20 protein-coding genes are annotated in these 20,334 nt (G+C 52.2%); 7 read left to right on the plus strand and 13 right to left on the minus strand.

What is annotated here, in order from left to right; genetic code table 11:
* Nucleotides 1–136: 136 nt before the first annotated feature.
* Nucleotides 137–2,638: an excinuclease ABC subunit UvrB gene (gene uvrB / locus ACP15Y_RS09065; RefSeq protein ID WP_424982742.1), complete on the minus strand. Its 2,502-nt coding sequence runs from the start codon at nt 2,636–2,638 to the stop codon at nt 137–139.
* 315 nt (nt 2,639–2,953) lie between these two features.
* Between uvrB and ACP15Y_RS09070 the strand changes: the two genes are divergently transcribed.
* A complete protein-coding gene (locus ACP15Y_RS09070; RefSeq protein WP_424982743.1) occupies nt 2,954–4,441 on the plus strand; it encodes an MDR family MFS transporter in 1,488 nt (495 codons plus the stop codon).
* Between the two features lie 49 nt (nt 4,442–4,490).
* On the opposite strand, the gene ACP15Y_RS09075 is transcribed toward ACP15Y_RS09070, so the two are convergent.
* From ACP15Y_RS09075 to ACP15Y_RS09095, 5 genes are all read right to left on the minus strand, one after another.
* Nucleotides 4,491–4,877, minus strand: coding sequence for a DUF1761 domain-containing protein (locus tag ACP15Y_RS09075; RefSeq protein ID WP_424982744.1), 387 nt, complete (start codon nt 4,875–4,877; stop codon nt 4,491–4,493).
* 152 nt (nt 4,878–5,029) lie between these two features.
* The gene (locus ACP15Y_RS09080) at nt 5,030–5,755 is read right to left on the minus strand and encodes an SIMPL domain-containing protein (protein ID WP_424982745.1); all 726 of its coding nucleotides are present in this window, start codon (nt 5,753–5,755) and stop codon (nt 5,030–5,032) included.
* A gap of 116 nt (nt 5,756–5,871) precedes the next feature.
* Entirely contained in the window at nt 5,872–6,510 is a 639-nt protein-coding gene (locus ACP15Y_RS09085; RefSeq protein ID WP_424982746.1) for an SH3 domain-containing protein, read from the minus strand.
* A 351-nt stretch (nt 6,511–6,861) separates the two neighbouring features.
* Nucleotides 6,862–7,245, minus strand: coding sequence for an acyl-CoA thioesterase (locus ACP15Y_RS09090; protein ID WP_424982747.1), 384 nt, complete (start codon nt 7,243–7,245; stop codon nt 6,862–6,864).
* Nucleotides 7,246–7,254: 9 nt separating this feature from the next.
* Nucleotides 7,255–7,923, minus strand: coding sequence for a thymidine kinase (locus ACP15Y_RS09095; RefSeq protein ID WP_424982748.1), 669 nt, complete (start codon nt 7,921–7,923; stop codon nt 7,255–7,257).
* Nucleotides 7,924–7,980: 57 nt separating this feature from the next.
* Between ACP15Y_RS09095 and ACP15Y_RS09100 the strand changes: the two genes are divergently transcribed.
* The 3 genes from ACP15Y_RS09100 to ACP15Y_RS09110 all read left to right on the plus strand — a co-directional run bounded on the left by ACP15Y_RS09100 (nt 7,981) and on the right by ACP15Y_RS09110 (nt 9,534).
* Nucleotides 7,981–8,271: a hypothetical protein gene (locus ACP15Y_RS09100; RefSeq protein ID WP_424982749.1), complete on the plus strand. Its 291-nt coding sequence runs from the start codon at nt 7,981–7,983 to the stop codon at nt 8,269–8,271.
* Entirely contained in the window at nt 8,241–9,050 is an 810-nt protein-coding gene (locus ACP15Y_RS09105) for a DUF2461 domain-containing protein (RefSeq protein WP_424982750.1), read from the plus strand. Before ACP15Y_RS09100 ends, ACP15Y_RS09105 begins: the two co-directional genes overlap by 31 nt.
* Before the next feature lie 82 nt (nt 9,051–9,132).
* Entirely contained in the window at nt 9,133–9,534 is a 402-nt protein-coding gene (locus ACP15Y_RS09110) for a DUF2147 domain-containing protein (protein ID WP_424982751.1), read from the plus strand.
* Here ACP15Y_RS09110 and ACP15Y_RS09115 read toward each other — a convergent pair.
* From ACP15Y_RS09115 to ACP15Y_RS09130, 4 genes are all read right to left on the minus strand, one after another.
* On the minus strand, nt 9,529–10,449 hold the full coding sequence (locus ACP15Y_RS09115; RefSeq protein ID WP_133571568.1) for a DMT family transporter: 921 nt from the start codon (nt 10,447–10,449) through the stop codon (nt 9,529–9,531). The two genes, ACP15Y_RS09110 and ACP15Y_RS09115, sit on opposite strands and share 6 nt — an antisense overlap.
* Before the next feature lie 29 nt (nt 10,450–10,478).
* Nucleotides 10,479–11,705, minus strand: coding sequence for an aminotransferase class V-fold PLP-dependent enzyme (locus ACP15Y_RS09120; protein ID WP_424982752.1), 1,227 nt, complete (start codon nt 11,703–11,705; stop codon nt 10,479–10,481).
* Between the two features lie 227 nt (nt 11,706–11,932).
* On the minus strand, nt 11,933–12,514 hold the full coding sequence (locus ACP15Y_RS09125) for a Spy/CpxP family protein refolding chaperone (protein ID WP_424982753.1): 582 nt from the start codon (nt 12,512–12,514) through the stop codon (nt 11,933–11,935).
* Between the two features lie 194 nt (nt 12,515–12,708).
* Entirely contained in the window at nt 12,709–12,960 is a 252-nt protein-coding gene (locus ACP15Y_RS09130) for a hypothetical protein (RefSeq protein WP_424982754.1), read from the minus strand.
* 255 nt (nt 12,961–13,215) lie between these two features.
* Here ACP15Y_RS09130 and ACP15Y_RS09135 point away from each other — a divergent pair, with 255 nt between their 5' ends.
* A complete protein-coding gene (locus ACP15Y_RS09135) occupies nt 13,216–14,418 on the plus strand; it encodes a pyridoxal phosphate-dependent aminotransferase (RefSeq protein WP_424982755.1) in 1,203 nt (400 codons plus the stop codon).
* A gap of 65 nt (nt 14,419–14,483) precedes the next feature.
* On the opposite strand, the gene ACP15Y_RS09140 is transcribed toward ACP15Y_RS09135, so the two are convergent.
* Together ACP15Y_RS09140 and ACP15Y_RS09145 are read right to left on the minus strand one after the other, a co-directional pair.
* Entirely contained in the window at nt 14,484–15,428 is a 945-nt protein-coding gene (locus ACP15Y_RS09140; RefSeq protein WP_424982756.1) for a nucleoside hydrolase, read from the minus strand.
* A complete protein-coding gene (locus tag ACP15Y_RS09145; RefSeq protein ID WP_424982757.1) occupies nt 15,425–16,300 on the minus strand; it encodes a ribokinase in 876 nt (291 codons plus the stop codon). Before ACP15Y_RS09145 ends, ACP15Y_RS09140 begins: the two co-directional genes overlap by 4 nt.
* Before the next feature lie 151 nt (nt 16,301–16,451).
* On the opposite strand from ACP15Y_RS09145, the gene msrP reads away from it, so the two are divergent.
* Nucleotides 16,452–17,420 (plus strand): protein-methionine-sulfoxide reductase catalytic subunit MsrP, encoded by a 969-nt coding sequence (msrP, locus tag ACP15Y_RS09150; RefSeq protein ID WP_424982758.1) that lies wholly within the window; start codon nt 16,452–16,454, stop codon nt 17,418–17,420.
* Nucleotides 17,421–17,800: 380 nt separating this feature from the next.
* The gene (locus ACP15Y_RS09155) at nt 17,801–18,556 is read left to right on the plus strand and encodes an isocitrate lyase/PEP mutase family protein (RefSeq protein ID WP_424982759.1); all 756 of its coding nucleotides are present in this window, start codon (nt 17,801–17,803) and stop codon (nt 18,554–18,556) included.
* Nucleotides 18,557–18,607: 51 nt separating this feature from the next.
* On the opposite strand, the gene ACP15Y_RS09160 is transcribed toward ACP15Y_RS09155, so the two are convergent.
* Nucleotides 18,608–20,176 (minus strand): RNA repair transcriptional activator RtcR family protein, encoded by a 1,569-nt coding sequence (locus ACP15Y_RS09160; RefSeq protein WP_424982760.1) that lies wholly within the window; start codon nt 20,174–20,176, stop codon nt 18,608–18,610.
* Nucleotides 20,177–20,334: the final 158 nt, after the last annotated feature.

Consider the following 20,334-nt stretch of genomic DNA (forward strand, 5'->3'; position numbering starts at 1 on the left):
GAGATCGGTGCGGGTGTGCGTTGGCCACACCCCGGTGCAGTCCCGCACTTGATGCGGGGCCAATATTCACCGTGCACGATTTGCAGTTGGCCCCGGATCAAGTCCGGGGCGGCCAGTTATGTGGTGCCTTAAAAGCCTAATCGCCTAGAGCGTCGTCCATGACGTCGAGTTCCATTTCTTTCAGGCGCTTGACCTCATCGCGGAGGCGGGCGGCTTCTTCGAACTCGAGGTTGGTGGCGGCGTCGCGCATTTTGGCTTCGAGGTCTTTAATCGTCGCGGCGAGGTTGTCCCCCACATGCACATCACCTTTGGAGAATTTGTCTTTGCCGGTGGCCACGGTGACGCGGTCGCCTTCATAGACAGATTCCATGATGTTCTTGATGTTCGATTTGACCGTTTGTGGCGTGATGCCATGCTCTTCATTATAGGCCAACTGCTTGTCGCGCCGACGATTTGTCTCGGCCATCGCCCGTTCCATCGAACCTGTGATGCGGTCCGCGTAAAGCACAACGCGGCCTTCGGCATTCCGCGCGGCGCGGCCGATGGTTTGGATCAATGAGGTTTCGGACCGCAAGAAGCCTTCCTTATCGGCATCGAGAATAGCGACCAGCGCACATTCAGGAATATCGAGGCCCTCACGCAGCAGGTTGATGCCCACCAACACGTCGAAAGCGCCAAGGCGCAGGTCGCGGATGATTTCAATCCGTTCCACCGTGTCCACATCCGAGTGCATGTAGCGGACTTTGATGCCTTGCTCATGCATATATTCGGTGAGGTCTTCGGCCATCTTTTTGGTCAGTGTGGTCAGCAAAGTGCGGTAGCCCTGTTTGGCGACTTTCTTCACCTCGTCGATCACATCATCAACCTGATTGGAGGCCGGGCGGATTTCGACTGGCGGATCAATTAGGCCTGTCGGGCGAATGACCTGTTCGGCGAACACGCCGCCTGTTTGATCCATTTCCCAATTGCCCGGAGTAGCTGACACATAGACCGATTGTGGCCGCATGGCGTTCCATTCTTCAAAGCGCAATGGACGGTTGTCCATGGCAGAAGGCAAGCGGAAGCCATATTCGGCCAGTGTGGCTTTACGACGGAAGTCGCCACGATACATGGCCCCCAGCTGGCCGACGGTGACGTGGCTTTCGTCTACGAACAGCATGGCGTTGTCGGGCAGATATTCAAACAAGGTTGGGGGCGGCTCGCCCGGCTTACGACCCGTCAGATAGCGCGAATAGTTTTCAATGCCAGCGCAGGAGCCTGTGGCCTCCATCATCTCCAGATCGAACAGGGTCCGCTGCTCTAAGCGCTGCGCTTCAAGAAAACGGCCAGCGCCGTTCAATTCTTGCAGGCGGCCTTGCAGTTCTGTTTTGATGTGCTTGATCGCTTGGGTCAGGGTTGGACGCGGCGTCACATAGTGAGAGTTCGCGTAAAGCCGGATGTGCTTGAGCTTCGCGCCTTTCTTGCCCGTCAGCGGATCAAATTCGACAATCTCTTCAATTTCGTCGCCCCACAAAGTGACACGCCATGCGGCAGTGTCGTAGTGGGCGGGGAAAATCTCGATGGTGTCGCCGCGCACGCGGAAGGTGCCGCGGGTGAAGGCAGCTTCATTGCGCTTATATTGCAAGGCCACCAGCTCGGCGAGCAATTCACGCTGGTCGATCTTTTGCCCTTCGGACAAATCGACAATCATCGAGGTATAGCCCTCCACCGAGCCAATACCGTAAATGCAAGATACAGAGGCGACGATGATCACATCGTCTCGTTCCAACACGGCGCGGGTGGCCGAGTGGCGCATTCGGTCGATCTGCTCATTGATGGTGGATTCTTTTTCGATATAAGTGTCCGTCCGTGGCACATAGGCTTCCGGCTGGTAATAATCGTAATAGGACACAAAATATTCGACCGCATTGTTGGGGAAGAAGCTTTTAAACTCCCCATAAAGCTGTGCGGCGAGGGTTTTGTTTGGGGCGAGGATCAGCGCCGGGCGTTGTGTCTTCTCGATGAGCGAAGCCACGGTGAAGGTTTTGCCTGAACCTGTAACCCCCAAAAGCACCTGATCGGTTTCGCCATTCATGATGCCTTCGCCAAGCTCTGCGATAGCAGTCGGCTGATCGCCTCGCGCTTCAAACTCTGTGTCCAACTCAAAGCGTAGGCCGCCTTCTAACTTTGGCGGGCGTGTGGGGCGGTGGGGCTGCCACGCTTCTGTGCCTTCAACTTCTTTCCGGCCATGCTCGATCAAATCTTGTAGGGCTTGCACGGTGGCGGTGACGCCGCCTGTGGAACCCGTGAGTGATTTCGCGTTGGCTTTGCTTTTAGCCTTCGCCTCAGGGATATGGTTGAAGCCCGCCTGTGGCGCTTCAGCGAAACCATCCAAATTTGTTGGGCGCTCCACCGCGTTCGCCTTGGACTTAGGCGACCGTTTCGACATGCCCGTCTTGGTATCTGGATTTGATGTTTTGGTGGTTTTTCGCTTCGCCTCTGCTGCATCCGCGCGGTCTAGCGCACGCTTGTTTCGCAAGCGCTGCTGGGGCAGGGGTTTTGAGGCTTCGATGTCTTCTGCTTTTTCAATCTCTGAGATGAAATCATCGATGGAAAAGTCGGCCTTGGCGGGCCGTTGAGATTTTTTATCGTCGCTCATGAAAACTACCTTGGTGCGGATGTGCTGATGATACGGACCGCGAGTCTGTTGGGATCAGTATAGGGAATGTAAGTTGGAACGTAAAGAGAACAAGGCGCGATCGAAGCAGAAGGGCAAGAATTGTAAAAAATTGCCTCGGCGCTGGCGAGTTTGCGGCGGTTGGAGGGCTTTTTGTGTAGCTGAAAAGACAAAATTGCGGCGATTGATATGCTGGTTCGTCATATCAATGGTTGACAGAATGTCGCAGCTGGGTGCATTTATGCTGCCCCGCCGACTCTTTTTCCTCATTACGCATTGTATGCGAAGAAGGCTATCATGACCGATATTGATCAATCTGATGTTGGGGCAATGTCCCAAACTGACGCTGCGCCTGACCATTCTGGTCGCAATAGGCTGGTGATTGCGCTTTTGCTGGTGTCCACATTCGTGGTGTTTCTCAATGAAACCATCATGACTGTTGCACTCCCACGCCTCATGCTGGCGCTGGATGTAACGGCTGGTGCCGTGCAATGGCTGACCACCGCATTTTTGCTGACCATGGCCGTGGTTATTCCGGTGACGGGCTTTTTGATCCAGCGGATGAATACGCGACCCATCTTCATCATGGCGATGAGCATTTTTAGCGTGGGTACATTTATTTGCGCGGTGTCGCCCGGCCTTGAATTGTTGATTGCGGGTCGTGTGATCCAGGCGGTTGGCACGGCGATTATGATGCCCTTATTGATGACAACCGTCATGACCTTGGTGCCGCCTGAAGGCCGAGGCAAAACCATGGGTAACATTTCGATCGTGATCTCAGTGGCGCCTGCCATCGGGCCGACCATTTCGGGCTTTGTGCTGAATTATATGGAATGGCGTTGGTTATTTATTTTGGTGCTGCCGATTGCCTTGTTGGCTCTGGCGGCTGGTTCAAAATATATGAAAAATGTGACTGAGCCGCGCTATGCGCCGCTGGACATTTTGTCGGTGATTTTGTCTGCTTTCGCCTTTGGCGGCCTTGTTTATGGCTTGTCTGGCTTGAGCGGCGAAGGCACCAGTGACATTGCAGGATTGCCAAGCTGGGTGCCATTGGTTGTTGGCGTCGTCGTGATGGTGGTGTTCATCATGCGGCAATTGTCTTTGCAGAAAAAAGATGCGGCGTTGCTGGATTTCAGAACTTTCCAATCTCGGCTTTACGCCATCTGCGTTGGCATGTTGGCCATCAGCATGGCGGTGTTGTTGGGCACAGTGATCTTGTTGCCGATCTATACTCAAAATGTGTTGGGCATTGATGCGTTGCAAACCGGACTGTTGCTGATGCCGGGCGGGTTGTTGATGGGCCTATTGGCCCCCACCGTTGGTCGGCTTTACGACCGCTATGGCCCGCGCCCGCTGGTTATTCCGGGCACATTGCTGGTGTCTGTAGTGCTATGGGCGCTAACGCAGGTTGGCGAAACAACAAGCATGTATAACATTTTGATTGGCCATATGGTGTTGAGCCTTGGTTTGGCGCTTGTGTTTACGCCGCTATTTACCTCGGGTCTCGGCTCTGTTCCTGCGAAGCTATATTCGCACGGTAGCGCCATGTTGGGCAGCATTCAACAAGTGTCGGGCGCCGCCGGGGTGGCCCTGTTTGTGGCTGTAATGTCGATCCAAACCCGTATAGCAGGCGAGGCAGGCATGGAAGCGGTGCCCGCTTTGACCAGCGGTATTCGCTGGGCCTTCATGTGTGGCGCGGTGATTTATATGTTTGCGGTGGTTGCCGCATTCTTTGTACGCCGGCCCGCTGATGCAAAAGAGTCTGCTGCGGCTGCCAAACATTAGTTGGCAGCCACATGATTGAATTGGAGAGGGCCCAGCACTGGGCCCTTTTTTATAGCACTGCTTGCACAGCGATCATGATGATGACGCTGACCAACCAATAGCCTGCGTCTACCAATTTCGCATAGCTGGATTTGCCGGAAAATGAATTGCCTGACCATTGCAAAATGGTGAAGCTAATAACGGCCAGGATGGTGGTGAGCAGCAGGTTTTGCGCCGCCATTGCGGCTACAAACCAGGCCACAATAATCAGCCCGATAATTTGCGCGGCCATCGCCCCCATGGGCATGCTTGACGCATCATTCAATTCAACGCCGCTGCCTTCTGCCCATTTCTTGCCAAACAGGATTGGCGAGTACCAAAGCCAGCCCGCGATAAAGGCCAATACCGCCCCAACGATAATGGCAACCCAACTGATATTTGTAGTGATTTCGTCCATAATGTCCCCCAGAACATAGGGGCAGATATGGCAAATTGCCTGCTGACGCCCCCCATTCAGCGCTAAAATTTTGCACCGGGGGCGACATTTTGGCAAGTCAGGTGTTTTGGGGATAGGGGCGGGCTATGCCCGCCGCCCGGAAAATTTGGTATTTAGTCGATCAAGAAATAGGTGATGGTGGTGACCACGCGCACTTTTTTCTCGATCTGACGATCTGGTCGATCGTTGGGAATGTCCACCGCTGGCAAGATTTGGAACACGCCCTGATTGGCGGTTTGGATGTTGCCAACTTTGGATTCTGACTGCACTGCAAATTGCTGCGCTGACTCACGTGCTCTTTGTGTCGCTTCGGTTAGCATGTCGCCTTTAAGGTCGTTTAGGCCCGTAAAGACAAAGGAGGGGCCGCCGGACCATGCATCAGATGAAAAGACAACGCCTGCGCGCAACAAATCTGTAATGTTTCGGGCGGCATCTGCCAGTTGATCTACTTCATTTGTGGTGACCAGCAAATCTTCTGTGAGGGTAAAGCGGGCTTCAGCAGGATAGTTGCCGCCATTATAGCCGGTGAACCGATCTTCCACTTTGATGTTTTGAACTTGAATATCGTCGGTGCCAAAGCCGTTTTCGCCAAGGAAGCCACGAACAGATTGTTCTGCTTGTTCCAGTTCGGCGCGGGCCGCGTCTAGCGTGGGGCCAGTAGCCACAAATTTGATGGGCCAGAAGCCCAAATCTGCTTTGACCTGCTGTTCCGCCAAGCCCTTAACGGTGACCGTGCGCACCGGTTCGCGCGAGCGTTCAAGCGATTGGCCAGCAAGCCAGCCGGCACCAGAAACACCGAGCGCTAAAAGCAGGGCGCCCAGCAAAATTGAAATACGCATAATTATTCCCTCCAAGGGTTTCCTCATCTCACGCTGAAAAAAGGGCGGAATTTAGACAAAACACCCCCGGTTTGCGGACCGGGGGTGTCTTAGCGCTCACGCTATCTTCAAAGCCTTTACCGGACTTTGATAGATGAGATTTCGTCGTTCAACCGGCGACCGATACGTGGGATGTCGCGGCTAACTGTGCGGCATAGGCCACGGTAGCCAGCATGTTTACACACGGTCACTTCTGCATCGCCAAATACGCGCATTGAGCTGATCTGGTCGTTCCAGCGGTGGCGCAAACGACGTACGCTTTCACCTTCTTTTAAGCAGAAGCTGCGGCCGCGATATCTTGTATGTTCATAGAAACATGCCTTTGATTGCGGGCGGTGAGGGCGGTGCGGACGATTACCAAAGCTAAAGGTAAAGGTGCCGTTGCTGCCAAATTCGATTGAGAAGTTTGGATCGCTGCTGTTGTTGCCACCATGGTTGCCACCGCCACCAGCGCGGCGTTGCAGATATTTAGCAGAAACCCAGCCATCCGGGCCGCTGTGCGTGACATAACACCATGAGCGAGAACTTGTGCAGCGCTCTACATTTACGCGCTCGCCAGAATAAAGAGCGTCAACTACGCGGTAGTTGGTGCCAGGGCCAGAACGCACATTAAGTGCTGTTTTTGAAGTTGCAGGGAAAGCCATTGCAGCGCTTGTAAATACTGTAACGCCAACAAGGGCCATGCTTGTTGTTTTGATAAATTTACTTAGGCTCATTTTTTCTCTCCCGTAAATGATCCGGTTTTCTTGTTGATATGGGAGATAAAACGATATGGCGCCTGAATGGTTGCTGAACAGCGCTGTTAATATTCCGTTCATGTTTGGAATTTAGGTGCTCTCGCGCTTTTAATTTTGACGGAATTCGAACTAGATAGGAAGGTAAGGTATTGTTTTGTATGATTTTATTTTGATTGGCGACGAGGCGGAAATAAAAGCCAAAATTTGCAGAAATTTCCTGAAAATACTGAAATTACCGTATTGGCACTGTTGGTTGGGGGGCAAATTGAAAGCTTCTAAGGCCGCCGAAAAGGGCTTTATCTAGGCGATATCCGGGGCTGTGTGGCGCGATTATTTGTCGACTGAATTGGGTTTGCCTGTGGCATCCAATGCGACATAGACAAAGGTGCCATCCGTCACTTTTACCCGGTCGGTCGCGCGGTTGCGGCGGGCCCAAGCTTCCATATAGACAGTGATGGATGTGGTGCCTGTTTTTTCGATGTCGGTATAGACACACAGCACATCGCCAATTTTGACAGGCGCAATGAAGGTCATGGCCTCAATCGCCACCGTAACGACGCGCGAATTGGCGCGTTCAGAAGCGGCGATGCCTCCAGCGATATCCATTTGGCTCAACACCCAGCCACCAAAAATATCACCAGCGGGGTTTGTATCGGCCGGCATGGCGACCGTGCGCAACGTTAATTCGCCTTTCGGCTCTTCCTGATGAGGCATTGGGGCAACCTATCCTAATTGGGCCAAGGAATCGTCTTCATCTTCATCCAAGGTTATCGGCGTTGCCGGGTTTGGCTCAAGCCGAAAAGCGGTCACCACGGCTGGATCGCGCATTTTTTCTTCCCAGTGCTTGCGGCACATGGAAACATAAATCTCCTTGCCGATGGCGACTTGATCGCCTTCGCGCATCGGCTGGCCATGTTCATCAAAACGCACCACCATGGTTGCCTTGCGCCCGCATTCGCAAATGGTACGGATCTCGCGCAGAATATCGGCGATGGCCAAAAGCTCGCCAGAACCCTCGAACAATTTGCCCTGAAAGTCGGTACGCAGGCCATAACACATGACAGGGATGTTCATATGGTCGGCCACGCGTGCCAATTGCCAAACTTGCTGAGCAGTGAGGAATTGAGCTTCGTCGACAAAGATGCAATCGACCTTTTTCTCTTTGTTGGCAGCGATGATCTGGTCAAGCAGATTATCTTCTGCACGATAAAGATTTGCTTCAACGTCTAAGCCAATGCGGGAAGAGATTTTGCCCACGCCGCCTTCTGCATAAAGGGCAGACGTGTAGAGCCGCGCATTCATGCCGCGCTCTTGGTAGTTATGGGCGGCCTGCAACAAAATGGTGGATTTACCCGCATTCATTGCTGCGTAAGAAAAATAGAGTTTGGCCATGCCCTTGGTCCCATTTTGGCGCGCGGTTGAGATTCGATAGATTTATTATGACGCAGAATGGCTGAATTTGAAGCAGCGGCAGCGAGAAAATGTCAGTTCGCCACAGATTTCCGGGAAAGCCATCCAGACACATTTCGGTTGGCCAAAAAAGAAGGCCGCTGGCGGAGCGGCCCATGGCATGCTTTTCGGGGGCGCACGCCGGTTGCAATTTTTGGGGCTATTGCAACAGTTATGTTGGAAACGGGAATGTACATCTCCAACAGCGACCAACTTAAGAGCCGCTTTTTACATTTTGGTGTCTGCAATGTGACGCTTTTATGTCCATCCACAAGGGTGTGGAAAAAGTGACCGGGCAAATGCGCCGTCCTATTTCCTCTTTGATGTCGAAATCCGACATTCCCAATCGACCTGTCTTAGAGCATAATTTAACGGCATCGGCAGGGAGGAACAGATCGGTGAATATTGAAAAGGTTCAAACATTTTTGCGCGATCTAGAGCGAAACAATGAAAAAGCATGGTTTGATGCGCATAAAAAAGACTATCAATCGCTGATTGTGACGCCTTTGTTGGACATGGTCGAGGCGATGCAGGATGACTTGGCGGCGTTGAACCCAGCCTTAAAAGCCGTGCCAAAGATCAATGGTTCCCTGCGGCGCATCTATCGCGATACGCGGTTTTCGAAAGATAAGACACCTTATAATGTGCATATTCATTTGGTGTTTTGGGCCGGGGACCATCCAACCAAATCACCCGGCACGCACATTGCCTTGCATCAAGATGGCTATGGATATGGCGCTGGGTTTTGGGCGCTGGATAAGGACCAGTTGGCCCGGATGCGCGCGCAGATTGTGAGCGATGATGGCGCGAAGATTGCGGATGCGGTTGCGGCGGCGGCGAAGCATAATGTGCCGCTGAACGCGCCAACGCTGAAAAGAGTGCCGCGTGGCTTTGATGCCGAGGCGCCTTATGCCGAGTGGCTGAAACTGAAGGGATTGGTGGTGCGCAATGAACGAAAGCCATATGATGAAGCAATCTTCAATGACGAGAAGAAGTTACGCGCGCACTTGGTAGAGATTTGCAAGCAGATGGAACCTGTGAACCACTATTTGATGGAACAAGTGTTTTAAATTTGCGTTGGCTATTCACATTCGCGCCATGTTCCCTATGTATTGAACATTATGCGGGCGGCGCATGAACAAGGAGCATTCAATGCGCAATTTAAAGACAGTTATTTTTGCTGGCCTTTTTGGTCTATTTTCAGCTGGTGCGGCCACAGCTCAGGATATGTCGCCTGAGGGCATTTGGCAGCCAGCCAACAAAGAGTCACGCTACAAAATCACCTATTGCGGTGATGACAACACCAAACTGTGTGGGCTGGTGCATTGGATTCAGCCAGAGCATCAGAATGCTGAAAACACTCAACTATTGGGCACATATTTGTTCTCAGAACTGCCCATGCGCGCGAAAAACAAATGGCGCGGCAAGATCACTTTGCGCGGCCACACTATTCGCGGCAACGTCACCCAGCTTTCACCAGATAAGTTGAAAGTGGACGCATGTGTGCTGATCTGGTGCGAGGAAGTGACCCTCGATAAGTTTTCTGATCTATAATTCGAGATTGGTGACCGGGTCGATCGGGTGCTTCTTTTCCCGTTTGGCCTGTATGATGGGCACAGTTTCCACCAGTACGATGGCCAGGAAAATCAAAAATGCGCCCATATAGCCGACCATGCTCAGGCGTTCGCCCAATACAAGGGCGGCGCCAATGGCGGCGAAAAGACTTTCCCCTGACAAGATGATGGCGGCATTGGCCGCAGGCACATGTTGCTGGCCGATGGCTTGCAAGGTAAAGCCCACTGCGGTTGAGAGCAGACCCGCATAAACGATCTCTTTCCAACCCAATTGCAGCACTTCAAGGCTAACGGTTTCGAGCGCGAAGCCGCCGCCAAGGCTATAGAGACCCGCAAGGATAAAGACGACAGCGGACACGGTGATCGGGCGCTTGGTGAGGGCCGCAGTGTAGCCCAGCAGCATCACATGCACAGCCCAGAAAATGGCACTGCTCATCACTAGGAAATCACCGACCACAAAATTGTCGAGGCGGGCACCATTCAATAAGTACAGGCCGAGGAGGGCCAGCGGGGCGCAAACCCACACGATATAGTGCAGTTTTTGACGGAAAAAGAGCGTCAGAATGAACGGCACGAAGAACACATAAAGGCCAGTGAGGAAGCCCGCATTGGTGACTGTGGCGGTGAGCAAGCCCGCTTGCTGCAACCAAGAGCCCAAGAAGAAGGCGGCGCTTAGGATGAAGATCAATCCCCAGGCGCGTTTGGAAATGGGCTCGGCTTGGCGCTTATGCTCGAACCACGCCAAAGGCAGAATAACAATACCGCCCAGCAAATAGCGTGAGGCCAAAAAGGTGAGTGGTCCCATGGAATCCATTGCGGACTTTTGCGCGATGAACGCAAAGCCCCACACCATGGTGGCAATAAGCATAATGACAGTCGCCAAGGAGCGGGGCATAGCAAGGTCCTACTTTTTGGAAAGTTTCGTTAGAGCACCTGATCGAGGGCGCTGATCAATTGTTGGATTTCGGCCTCATTGGTATAATGAACGAACGATGTGCGCAAGACGCCATGGTTCGGGTCGATATCCATGCCTTCCATCAGGCGATATACATAGAAATGACCGCCAGCGGCCATGACTTTATGCTCGGCCAAATCGCGGGCCAGTTCCAAGCCCGGCTTTTCGCAAATCATAGAAATGGTGGGCACCCGTGCATCCAAATCATCGGTGCCGACAAGGCGCACTTTATTGGAGGATTTCAGATAATCCATCAATGGAGCCAGCAAGGCTGTTTCCTGTTCGCGCAGGGCGCTGAACAATTTGCGCTCATTTTTGTTGGGCGCTGCGATATTTAGTTCTTCAGCAATGTCGTCGAAATAGGCGGCGATGCCTGCGCTGGCGGCGATTTGCGCGTGGTCTGGCCCGGCAGGCACCAAGCGTTTGCGCGGCAAACCATCATTGAAGAAATGGCCTTGGTTGGGCAATTGCTCTGCCAAGGCAGGATCAACAGCCATCAGGCCTTGGTGCGGGCCGAATGTTTTGTAAGTGGAGAACAGATAAATATCTGCGCCTAAAGCGGAAAGATCAGGCATGGAGTGGGGTGCATAGGCAACGCCATCCACAATGGTTTTGGCGCCAACTTTTTTGGCGGCAGCGCATACTTCTGCGACGGGATTGATTTCGCCCACAATGTTGGAGGCGTGCGGGAACGTGATGAGTTTCACTTTGTCGTCGAGCAGATTTTCGAAGGTCGCAAATTCGAGCGACCCTGTGGATGGGTTGACCTTCCACTCGCGCACTTCCAACCCTTTTTCGGCAGCCATGCGGCGGACCGCGCCAGTGTTGGCTTCATGGTCCTGATTGGTGACGATGATCGCATCGCCAGCCTTGAGCATTTGGCCAAATGCATGGGCCAATGTGTAGGTGTTGGCGGTTGTGGAGGGGCCGAAGTGAATCCAGCTTACATCGACATTGAGCAAACGGGCCAAGGCATCATGGCCTTCATCCATTTCATTGCCTGCTTCTTTTGAGGCTGGATATTGGCCATAAGGCTGCAATTTATGGGCGGTGTAATAATGATTGTAACGATCAATCACCTGCTGGCACATATAGGAGCCACCGGCATTTTCGAAAAATGCCCAGCCATTGAGGCTTTCCTCTTCAAATGCAGGAAAGTGTGCTCGAAATGTTGCTGGATTGATTGGCAGATTCATGATCGTCCCCCTTTTGGTTGTACCAAATTGGTATCGGGGGATTGGATGATTGGCAAGCCGGAAACATGCCCTGTGGGCCATTGAAAATATTGATGGGTCGCCCACAAATATTTATGTGGTCGACCCATGGGAGAGAAAGTGCGCTGCCGGGGTGAGATTATGCGGGAGAGGTGCTGGCAGCCCAGGGGCACGTTAGGGCCGCCAGCGACAGCGCTACTTACGGGTAATTATGCGTCGCTGTCATCCTCGTCATCATCATTGTTCTGATCACCGCGATGTTTCGGGCCATGTTCGCCACGCTCGCCTTTTGGGCCCTTTTTGTTGAGCTCTGCTTTTTGCTCGTCGCTCAAACTGTCGTAAAATTCAGCGAAGGCTGGGGTGATTTGGCTCATGGCATCAAGTTGCAACTGAATCATGGCCTGGCGTTTTTCCATGCCTTCCACCGGGGTGGCTGGCTTGGTCTCTTTCAACGGTGCACATGCTTCCGACGCTTCGGTTTGCGCTTCCGTTACCGCTGCTTTCAGCGCGTTGAACGCTTCTGTTTGATCGGCAGTGATTTGCAAACGTTCGGCCATTTTGTCTAAGCGCTCGCCAGCTTTTTCGGCGCCTTGAGGAGCGCAAACCATACCCAAAAAGCCGTGGCCGCCGCGAACCATGCGGTGTTGGCCGCTATGTTTGCCTTTATGTTTTTGTTCGGCGCGTTTGCCGTCGCCGTGATTGTCGGCATAGGCGGCAACCGGAGCCATAGCAGAAACAGAGAGGGTGCCAACCAATGCTGTAGCGAGGGCGAGAGTTGAGAATTTTTTCATGATGATCTTCCTTTCGATCGGTGTGTCCGTCTGATCGAGATTGAAGATAAGAAACTGCAACTTGCGGGAAGTTTTCCATTAGATGACAAATTGGTAAGATTGGTAATGAAGGGGCTAAAATGGCGATAAGGCATTAAAAAGCCAGCCCTTTTACGAAAGGACTGGCCAAAACAAAAACCGCTTTGGAGGGGGAGTTATTCGCTGGATCGGTTCTTGTTTTCATGCGAGCGCACGGGGGAGGTGCGCCGCTTGGGGCCCGTAGTGGTCCGCCACAGTTCAACGATGATGGCGAGACAAATCACGAGTGCTGGTATGATGATGCCGAGGGCAACTTGATCAGCAGGATGATCAGATGCCGCTAGGGCTGGACTGGCAACTGCACCTGCACCCAAGAAAATTGAAAATCCTACGGTAAGGGCAGTGAGGATTTTTGATTGCTTCTTCATGTCATCGCTCCTTTGAACAGGACCGAATATGAGCGTGAAGTGCGGGTGAATTTTGAGTGAAATAAGAAAAATTCCGGCAAAAATTTAGACTTATTTGTGACCGCCACAAAGCTTAACAAAATATGCGTTGCCAAACTGCAACGAAATTGGTTCAATCCCGAACGGAACGCGAGTTCTCCTCACTTCGCGCCAAAGCTAAAAAGCTTTATTCTGGCGTAACTTAAATAAATAAGATCTATAAAAGGCCCACAAAAGATGGAAAAAATCTCTGCTGCATTGCGTCGTATCAAACCTTCCGCCTCTATGGCGATTTCGCAATTGGCGCTGGAAAAGAAAGCAGCCGGCGATGATGTGATCGCTTTGAGCGCTGGTGAGCCCGATTTTGATACGCCTAAGCCGATTCGTGATGCAGCTGCCCGTGCGATGGATGAGGGCAAGACCCGTTACACCGCAGCAAGTGGTATTCCAGAATTGAAGGCGGCAATTGCTCGCAAATTTGAGCGCGACAATAATATCAAGACCGATCCGGCTGATTGCTTTGTGGCCACAGGCGGCAAGCAGATCATTTATAATGCACTGATGGCGACATTGGACGAGGGCGATGAGGCAATTGTGCCAGCGCCGTTCTGGGTATCTTACCCGGAGATCATCAGCCTGGCCGGGGCAACGCCGATCATCGTGCAGGCGGACGCCTCACAGGGCTTTAAAATTACGCCGCAGCAATTGGAAGATGCGATCACCGACAAAACGGTTTGGCTTTTGCTGAACAGCCCGTCCAACCCGACCGGTGCGGTTTATAGCGCAGATGAAATGAAAGCTCTGGCTGACGTGTTGCGGAAATATCCGCATGTGCTGGTGTTGATGGATGATATTTATGAGCACCTTGTTTATGGCGACACCAAATTTGTGACCATGGCGGAAGTTGCGCCGGATTTGCAGGACCGTGTGGTGACCATGAATGGCGTTTCCAAAGCCTATGCCATGACCGGCTGGCGGATTGGTTATTGCACTGGGCCGAGCTGGTTGATCAAAGCGATGAACAAGCTGCAGGGGCAATCCACCTCTAATGCGTGTTCGATTGCACAGTGGGCCAGCGTGGAAGCGCTGGAAGGGGATCAGAGCTTTTTGGCGGAATGGCGCGAGGCGTTTAATGCGCGGCGCGACTTTGTTGTTGAGCGTTTGAACCAGATCGACGGCATTGACTGCCTGACACCGGACGGTGCGTTTTACGTTTATCCGTCATGCGGGGCATTTATCGGCAAAACCCGTTCGGATGGCAAAGTGATCGAAAATGACGAGGACTTTGTGATGGGGCTTTTGGCAGAGCAGAATGTGGCCAGCGTGCATGGCGGGGCTTATGGCCTGTCGCCGCACTTCCGCGCGTCATATGCTTTGTCGCTACCGGAGCTTGAGCAGGCCTGCAACCGGATTGAAGCCTATTGCAAGGGTCTGAAATAAGGTTGGTCGATCAAGTGGATTGATCTTTAAACCCCTCCCCAATCTGGGGAGGGGTTTTTGTTTGGTTATTGGCGCGCCGCTTTGCGGGCGTCGGCGTTGGCGAGGGTGTCGAGGAACACTTTGCGCACGCCTTCGCTGTCTGCAGCGGAGCACACATGTACGCGGCGGTTGCCATCGGCCAATTCCACGGTGTTGCCCACTTCATTGCCATCGGGGATGGTGTTGAGCGGCACATGTTTGGTGGTGAACAGTTCAGGGTCCGTCAATGCGATGATGGCGGCCGGATCGTGCAGGGCACAGCCTTGGAGGCCAACATTGTTCACATAGAAATTGATGTAATAGGTGGAAATCTGGCTCAAAAATTTGCCGATTTCTGGTGAGCTTTCGCTGACTTTTGCAAAATCGTCCAAAGTGCAGACGATTTTTTGCGTTACATCAAGGCCGACAAGGGTGACGTCCCACTCAGCGTCAAATACTTTTTGGGCAGCGTGTGGGTCGTTCCAAATGTTGGCTTCGGCAAATTCGGTCACATTGCCGGGGGCATCAACTGCGCCGCCCATGATCACTACATTTTTCACATTTTTGGCGATGGCAGGATCATGCTCCAATGCGAGGGCCAAATTGGTGAGCGGGCCTACGGCGCAAATGGTGATTTCACCTGGCTGTGCGGCAGTCATTTCACATAGAAACTCTGCGGCGCTGCGCGGGTCTTTTTCTGTTTTTGGATTGGTGCGCGGGTAATCGCCGAAACCTTCAACGCCGTGCACAAAATCAGCATGTGGGTTTGGTGTTTGCACCAACGGCACTTTTGCGCCCTCAGCCACAGGGGTTTTTGCGCCCACCATTTCAGCCAAATGCAAAGCGTTGCGCGTGGCGGTGGTGACCGGCACGTTGCCGAAAATGGTGGTCATGCCCAGCAATTCTAGGCGCGGGTCGGCATAGATGTGGTGGATGGCCATCGCATCGTCGATGCCCGGGTCCGTATCAAGAATGATTTTATGTTGGCTCATGAATGGGTCTCCAAAAAGTTTTGAACTTCGTCATAGGTGGGAATGGCGTTGGCGGCGCCCAAGCGGGTGACTTGGATGGCGCTGGCAGCGCTTGCGATTTTGAGAGCTTTTTCCGGGTCGGTGCCTTTATCCAACTCAGCCAAGAAAAAGCCGAGGAACGTGTCGCCCGCGCCGGTTGTGTCGATGGCGTCGACCTTAAAGCTGGTGCTGGTGAAGGTGCCGGATGGCGTGCGCAGTTCTGCGCCCTTTTCGCCTTTGGTGACCAGAATATAGTCGCACTCAAGCTGATCGATGGGCTTGCCAGACGCTTGCGCCAATTGTTGGGCCTCAATTTCATTGACCGCGATCAAATCCACATGGGGGATGATGCTTGCGGCGCGTTGGGCGTCAAATGGGGCGGCGGCGTAAGCGATTTTCATGCCGTGCTGCTGTGCAACTTTCAGGGCGTGATCGACATTGTTGGTTTCGTTTTGAAAGAGCAGCCAATCGCTTGAGGTAGCATCGGCTAGTGCATCGTCGATTGCCGCGTCAGTAAAGTTTTGGTTGGCTCCGCCATTCAAGACAATATTGTTTTCGCCGCTATCATCTACATAGATGATGGCATGGCCGGTTGGGGTTTCGGTGACGGCGACTTTTTCAATGTCGACACCAGCATCCTTCAACAATTCAAGCACCCAACCATCATCCTGACCGATGGCGCCGAAATGTTTGACGCTGCCATTGGCACGAGCGATGGCGATGGATTGGTTGGCACCTTTGCCGCCCAAGCCTTTTTCAAATGAGGTGGCCGCCAATGTTTCGCCCGGTTGGGGGAAGTGGGGCACGCGGTGCACATAGTCAATATTGATTGACCCGAAATTGATGATGCTCATATCCAACCTTATCTTTTTGGCCGATCATATATAATTTAACCAAATGGTCAAAAATTATTTCAATCAACCTCACGGGGATTTTACATTTGATCATTTGCCCGTGAGCGCAAACCAGTTTTAACTGGCAAAAGCGCAAATGGGAGACTGAATTATGCATATTCGCAAAACGCCAAGCTGGCAACTCAAGGAAGCTGATGCCACTCCGGAGGCGGTGTTTCTCAATCGGCGGCAAATCATGGCTGGGGGCTTAGCTGCTGGCGCGATTGCGGCAAGCGGTGGCTTAAGCATTTCTAAGGCCTTTGCGCAGGAAGGTCGCGCTGCGTTGGAGGCGGCGAAGAATGAGGCCTTTACACTGGACCGCGACCTGACGCCAGAAGATGTGAATCTCAATTACAATAATTTCTATGAATTTGGCTCGCACAAAGAAATTGCCAGCGCCGCACAAGCGCTGGAGCCACGGCCATGGGAAATCACCATTGATGGCATGGTGGAAAAACCGATCAAGATCGATATTGATGAGCTGATGGCCAAGATGACGCTGGAAGAGCGGCTCTATCGCCACCGCTGTGTGGAAGCTTGGTCAATGACTGTGCCATGGATCGGTTTTCCGTTGCGCAAGCTGGTGGAGATGGCTGCGCCCACATCTGATGCCAAATATGTGCGGATGGAAACGTTCAATGACCCAGAGGTGGCGCGGGGCATTAAGACCCAGCCATGGTATCCATGGCCTTATGTTGAAGGCGTAACCATGGAAGAAGCCAATAATGATTTGGCGTTTTTGGTGGTGGGCGCTTATGGTAAAGTGGTGGCCGATCAGATGGGCGCGCCGTTGCGCTTGGCGCTGCCGTGGAAATATGGCTTTAAATCCATCAAATCGATTGTGAAATTTACCTTCACTGATGAGCGGCCTGTGAGCTTTTGGGAGCAATTGCAGGCGCGCGAATATGGCTTTTGGGCCAATGTGAACCCGGAAGTGCCGCACCCACGTTGGAGCCAGGCGACAGAGCGGGTGTTGCACACAGGTGACCGCGTGCCGACACAATTGTTCAATGGTTATGCCGAGCAGGTGGCCAGCCTTTATACGGGCATGGATGATTTGGGTGACGCGCTTTATCGCTGATTAAAGGCAAAAGATAACGGGGAAGGGGCTTGCATAAATGCAGGCCCTTTTTTTGTGCAATGCAGACAAAAATCTTCCCCTAAAACCAAAAAAGGCCCCGCGATGCGAAGCCTTAATCGGTACAGCAAACATCGAGGGAGGAGGGACGTGTTTGCTGTTCTTATGAGAGTTGAGTTCGTTGGGAGGAGGTAACGTTCTCAACTCTTATGTCTGTGTATATGCCCCTGACCCCTATGATTTACAAGACCTTAATGTGCATAGGAGGGATGCAGTTTTTGCATGGGTACTTGTTTTTAGAATAGACGCCCGAAATGAGGCGGCGAGCAGGTTGATTCTGCCCTAGTGATTTGGCCATTACATTCAATTTGCCGGAGCAGAGAATGAGCCAGAAACATAAAGCAGAACAATTTCGGGACTTGCACCACGCTGAAGCGCCATTGGTGCTTTATAATGTTTGGGACGCTATGGGCGCAGGCAGCTTGGCTGATGCGGGCGCGCCAGCGGTGGGCACCAGCAGTTGGGCCATTGCAAAAGCGCATGGCTTTAACGATGGGGAAGAGATGCCCTTGGCATTTGCGGCGCAGATTGTCGGGCGTATCGCAGCACATGTGGATGTGCCGGTAACGGCAGATTTTGAGGCTGGATATGCGACGAATCTGCCAAACCTCCGGGCCAACACCGAGCGCCTTTTGCGTGCGGGCATTGTTGGGGTGAATTTTGAAGATCAAGTCATCGGCGGTGACGGGCTTTATGGCTTGGAGGACCAGGCATCCCGCATTCAAACCGTGCGGCAGGTGGCGGATGATTTAGGCATTCCTCTCTTTATCAATGCGCGCACCGACATATTTATGCAGGCCAAACCGACTGATGATTTGGAGCATTTGGCCGAGCAAGCGATTGCCCGCGCCATACTCTATCAACGCGCGGGTGCGGATGGATTCTTTGTGCCCAATTTGGACGATGAAGCGATGATCGCCACGCTCTGCCAAGAAGTGGATATGCCGCTCAATATTATGAGCCTCGACCCCAATATCGATATGGCCAAAATGGCGGCACTTGGGGTGCGGCGGATCAGCTTTGGGCCAAAGCCAATTTTGGATGCCATGGCGGACTTTCGGCAGCGTCAGATTGTTTAGCGGGATAGAGATACTTAACTCCGTAGAACGGCGATCAAAATGATCCCGCAATCATAATTGCCGTTCTACGATGTCCTTCCAGGTAAGATCAAAACGTGCCAAATATTTGCGAAGTCGGTCTGAGTCATTTCGGGTCGATCGATCTTCTCGTGAAACTGAAAACAAGTTTCGCCCTGCTTCGCTCATTGTGGGGGACGTGCGACAGGTCTGGATAACATGTGCAAGTTGGGGGATATCAAACGGGTCAATTGGATATTCAATGAACTGAGCAACGATTTCAGCGTTTTTGTCTTTGATGCTGCGTTTCCATTTGTCCCTTAATGCTGCGATCTCGTCGTCAACTTGTGCGCGGGTTATCCTTCCCCTTGGGGCGAGTGTGCAAAGCCGAAGGATGGCGCCGCCAAAGTCACGAAAGTTTCCTGACCATTGGGCGTCTGGCGACTTGGCAAATCGGAGCCATGCTTCCAATGCGTCTGCGTTGAAACCGACGCGAATGCCAAGTTTCTGCTCTGCCCGGACGAGCTCATATTGTAGATTTGCGTTTATATCATCGCGCCGACTGCGCAGTGGTGGAAGCAAAAATGTCCAAAAATTCAATCTGGACAGTAAATCGGAGCGAAACGCTCCATCGGCCACCAAGTTAGCAAGTGACTTGGAGGCGCTGGCGATGACGTGAAACTGGCTAGACACTAGGCTGTCAGATCCCAGTGGATAAAACTGACCGGATTCTATAGCGTGAAGCAATAAAGCTTGTCCCTCTAGATTGAGTTCATCGATCTTATCCAAAAATAGTACGCCACTGTGGGCTTTGCGTAGGAGTCCTGATCGTTCAGTGCCTGCTTGTCCCGTGAAATTCCGACTTTGTCCAAACAAAGTCGCCATTGTTGATCCATCATTTAGGGTCGCGCAATTTACATGAACGAAGCTGCCCTTTACTCGTCTTCGCTCAAGCTTGAGCGCATAGATGCGTCTGGCCAGTTCCGTTTTGCCAGTTCCTGGCTCTCCTTGTAGTAAAATTGGTGCGTCTGAAAGTGGGGCAATCTGTTCAATGCGATCGATAAGCTCATTATAGGCTGCATTTTGGGTTTCGATGCCGCCCTTTAGATGTTGACCATATTCACGAGTTTTTTGATCAAAACGTTGTTGTAGGGCGTCATATTGGCTGAGGTCTAGATCAATGAGATGGAAGGTGCCGTGCGGTTCATCCGACCGTGGCGGGCCAGTTTGGATTAGTGCGGCTGGAATATGCCGTGACTCAGAAAGAAGAAACCAGCAAATCTGCCCAACGTGTGTCCCCGTAGTGAGATGGATGCTATAGCGTTCGCGGTCTTCATCAAATCCATAGTCTTGAGCGAAGTCGTATAGCTTTGCATATACCTCTTCAAAATCCCAAGGATCTTCCATGTCCATTTGACGCAATAGGACTTCTGTTTCAGGCGAGACTGTTTCGATCTCTCGCTTGACGCTATTGGCTAAGCGAGAGTGCTTTTTGTCATGTAGCAACTCAAACCGATCAACATGGAACTCGTCTACCTGGCATAGGCTGACACTAGGTTTCCAGCGACTACGTTTGCCAGCGTCAAGATTTGTGCCCAAGAAGCCAATTACAACATTTTTCATATGCGATCTAATTTTATATTTTTTGATATTTTTATATCATAAATTAGGGCGTTAAAAATTGCAATTTTCAATTTTTATTTATGAAATCAATTGGTTGTCTGATTTTTTTAATTATCTGGAATCTTGTCGGCATGGATGTGAGGCTAGTGGGGCAAAAG

The sequence above is a fragment of the Maritalea sp. S77 genome (genome assembly GCF_049801075.1).
Taxonomy (GTDB): Bacteria; Pseudomonadota; Alphaproteobacteria; order Rhizobiales; family Devosiaceae; genus Maritalea.

Excerpts from the sequence above, each read along its gene's own strand:
- uvrB (WP_424982742.1), bottom strand. The coding sequence starts at position 2,638 with ATGAGCGACGATAAAAAATCTCAACGGCCCGCCAAGGCCGACTTTTCC.
- ACP15Y_RS09070 (WP_424982743.1), top strand. The coding sequence starts at position 2,954 with ATGACCGATATTGATCAATCTGATGTTGGGGCAATGTCCCAAACTGAC.
- ACP15Y_RS09075 (WP_424982744.1), bottom strand. The coding sequence starts at position 4,877 with ATGGACGAAATCACTACAAATATCAGTTGGGTTGCCATTATCGTTGGG.
- ACP15Y_RS09080 (WP_424982745.1), bottom strand. The coding sequence starts at position 5,755 with ATGCGTATTTCAATTTTGCTGGGCGCCCTGCTTTTAGCGCTCGGTGTT.
- ACP15Y_RS09085 (WP_424982746.1), bottom strand. The coding sequence starts at position 6,510 with ATGAGCCTAAGTAAATTTATCAAAACAACAAGCATGGCCCTTGTTGGC.
- ACP15Y_RS09090 (WP_424982747.1), bottom strand. The coding sequence starts at position 7,245 with ATGCCTCATCAGGAAGAGCCGAAAGGCGAATTAACGTTGCGCACGGTC.
- ACP15Y_RS09095 (WP_424982748.1), bottom strand. The coding sequence starts at position 7,923 with ATGGCCAAACTCTATTTTTCTTACGCAGCAATGAATGCGGGTAAATCC.
- ACP15Y_RS09100 (WP_424982749.1), top strand. The coding sequence starts at position 7,981 with ATGGCTGAATTTGAAGCAGCGGCAGCGAGAAAATGTCAGTTCGCCACA.
- ACP15Y_RS09105 (WP_424982750.1), top strand. The coding sequence starts at position 8,241 with ATGTCCATCCACAAGGGTGTGGAAAAAGTGACCGGGCAAATGCGCCGT.
- ACP15Y_RS09110 (WP_424982751.1), top strand. The coding sequence starts at position 9,133 with ATGCGCAATTTAAAGACAGTTATTTTTGCTGGCCTTTTTGGTCTATTT.
- ACP15Y_RS09115 (WP_133571568.1), bottom strand. The coding sequence starts at position 10,449 with ATGCCCCGCTCCTTGGCGACTGTCATTATGCTTATTGCCACCATGGTG.
- ACP15Y_RS09120 (WP_424982752.1), bottom strand. The coding sequence starts at position 11,705 with ATGAATCTGCCAATCAATCCAGCAACATTTCGAGCACACTTTCCTGCA.
- ACP15Y_RS09125 (WP_424982753.1), bottom strand. The coding sequence starts at position 12,514 with ATGAAAAAATTCTCAACTCTCGCCCTCGCTACAGCATTGGTTGGCACC.
- ACP15Y_RS09130 (WP_424982754.1), bottom strand. The coding sequence starts at position 12,960 with ATGAAGAAGCAATCAAAAATCCTCACTGCCCTTACCGTAGGATTTTCA.
- ACP15Y_RS09135 (WP_424982755.1), top strand. The coding sequence starts at position 13,216 with ATGGAAAAAATCTCTGCTGCATTGCGTCGTATCAAACCTTCCGCCTCT.
- ACP15Y_RS09140 (WP_424982756.1), bottom strand. The coding sequence starts at position 15,428 with ATGAGCCAACATAAAATCATTCTTGATACGGACCCGGGCATCGACGAT.
- ACP15Y_RS09145 (WP_424982757.1), bottom strand. The coding sequence starts at position 16,300 with ATGAGCATCATCAATTTCGGGTCAATCAATATTGACTATGTGCACCGC.
- msrP (WP_424982758.1), top strand. The coding sequence starts at position 16,452 with ATGCATATTCGCAAAACGCCAAGCTGGCAACTCAAGGAAGCTGATGCC.
- ACP15Y_RS09155 (WP_424982759.1), top strand. The coding sequence starts at position 17,801 with ATGAGCCAGAAACATAAAGCAGAACAATTTCGGGACTTGCACCACGCT.
- ACP15Y_RS09160 (WP_424982760.1), bottom strand. The coding sequence starts at position 20,176 with ATGAAAAATGTTGTAATTGGCTTCTTGGGCACAAATCTTGACGCTGGC.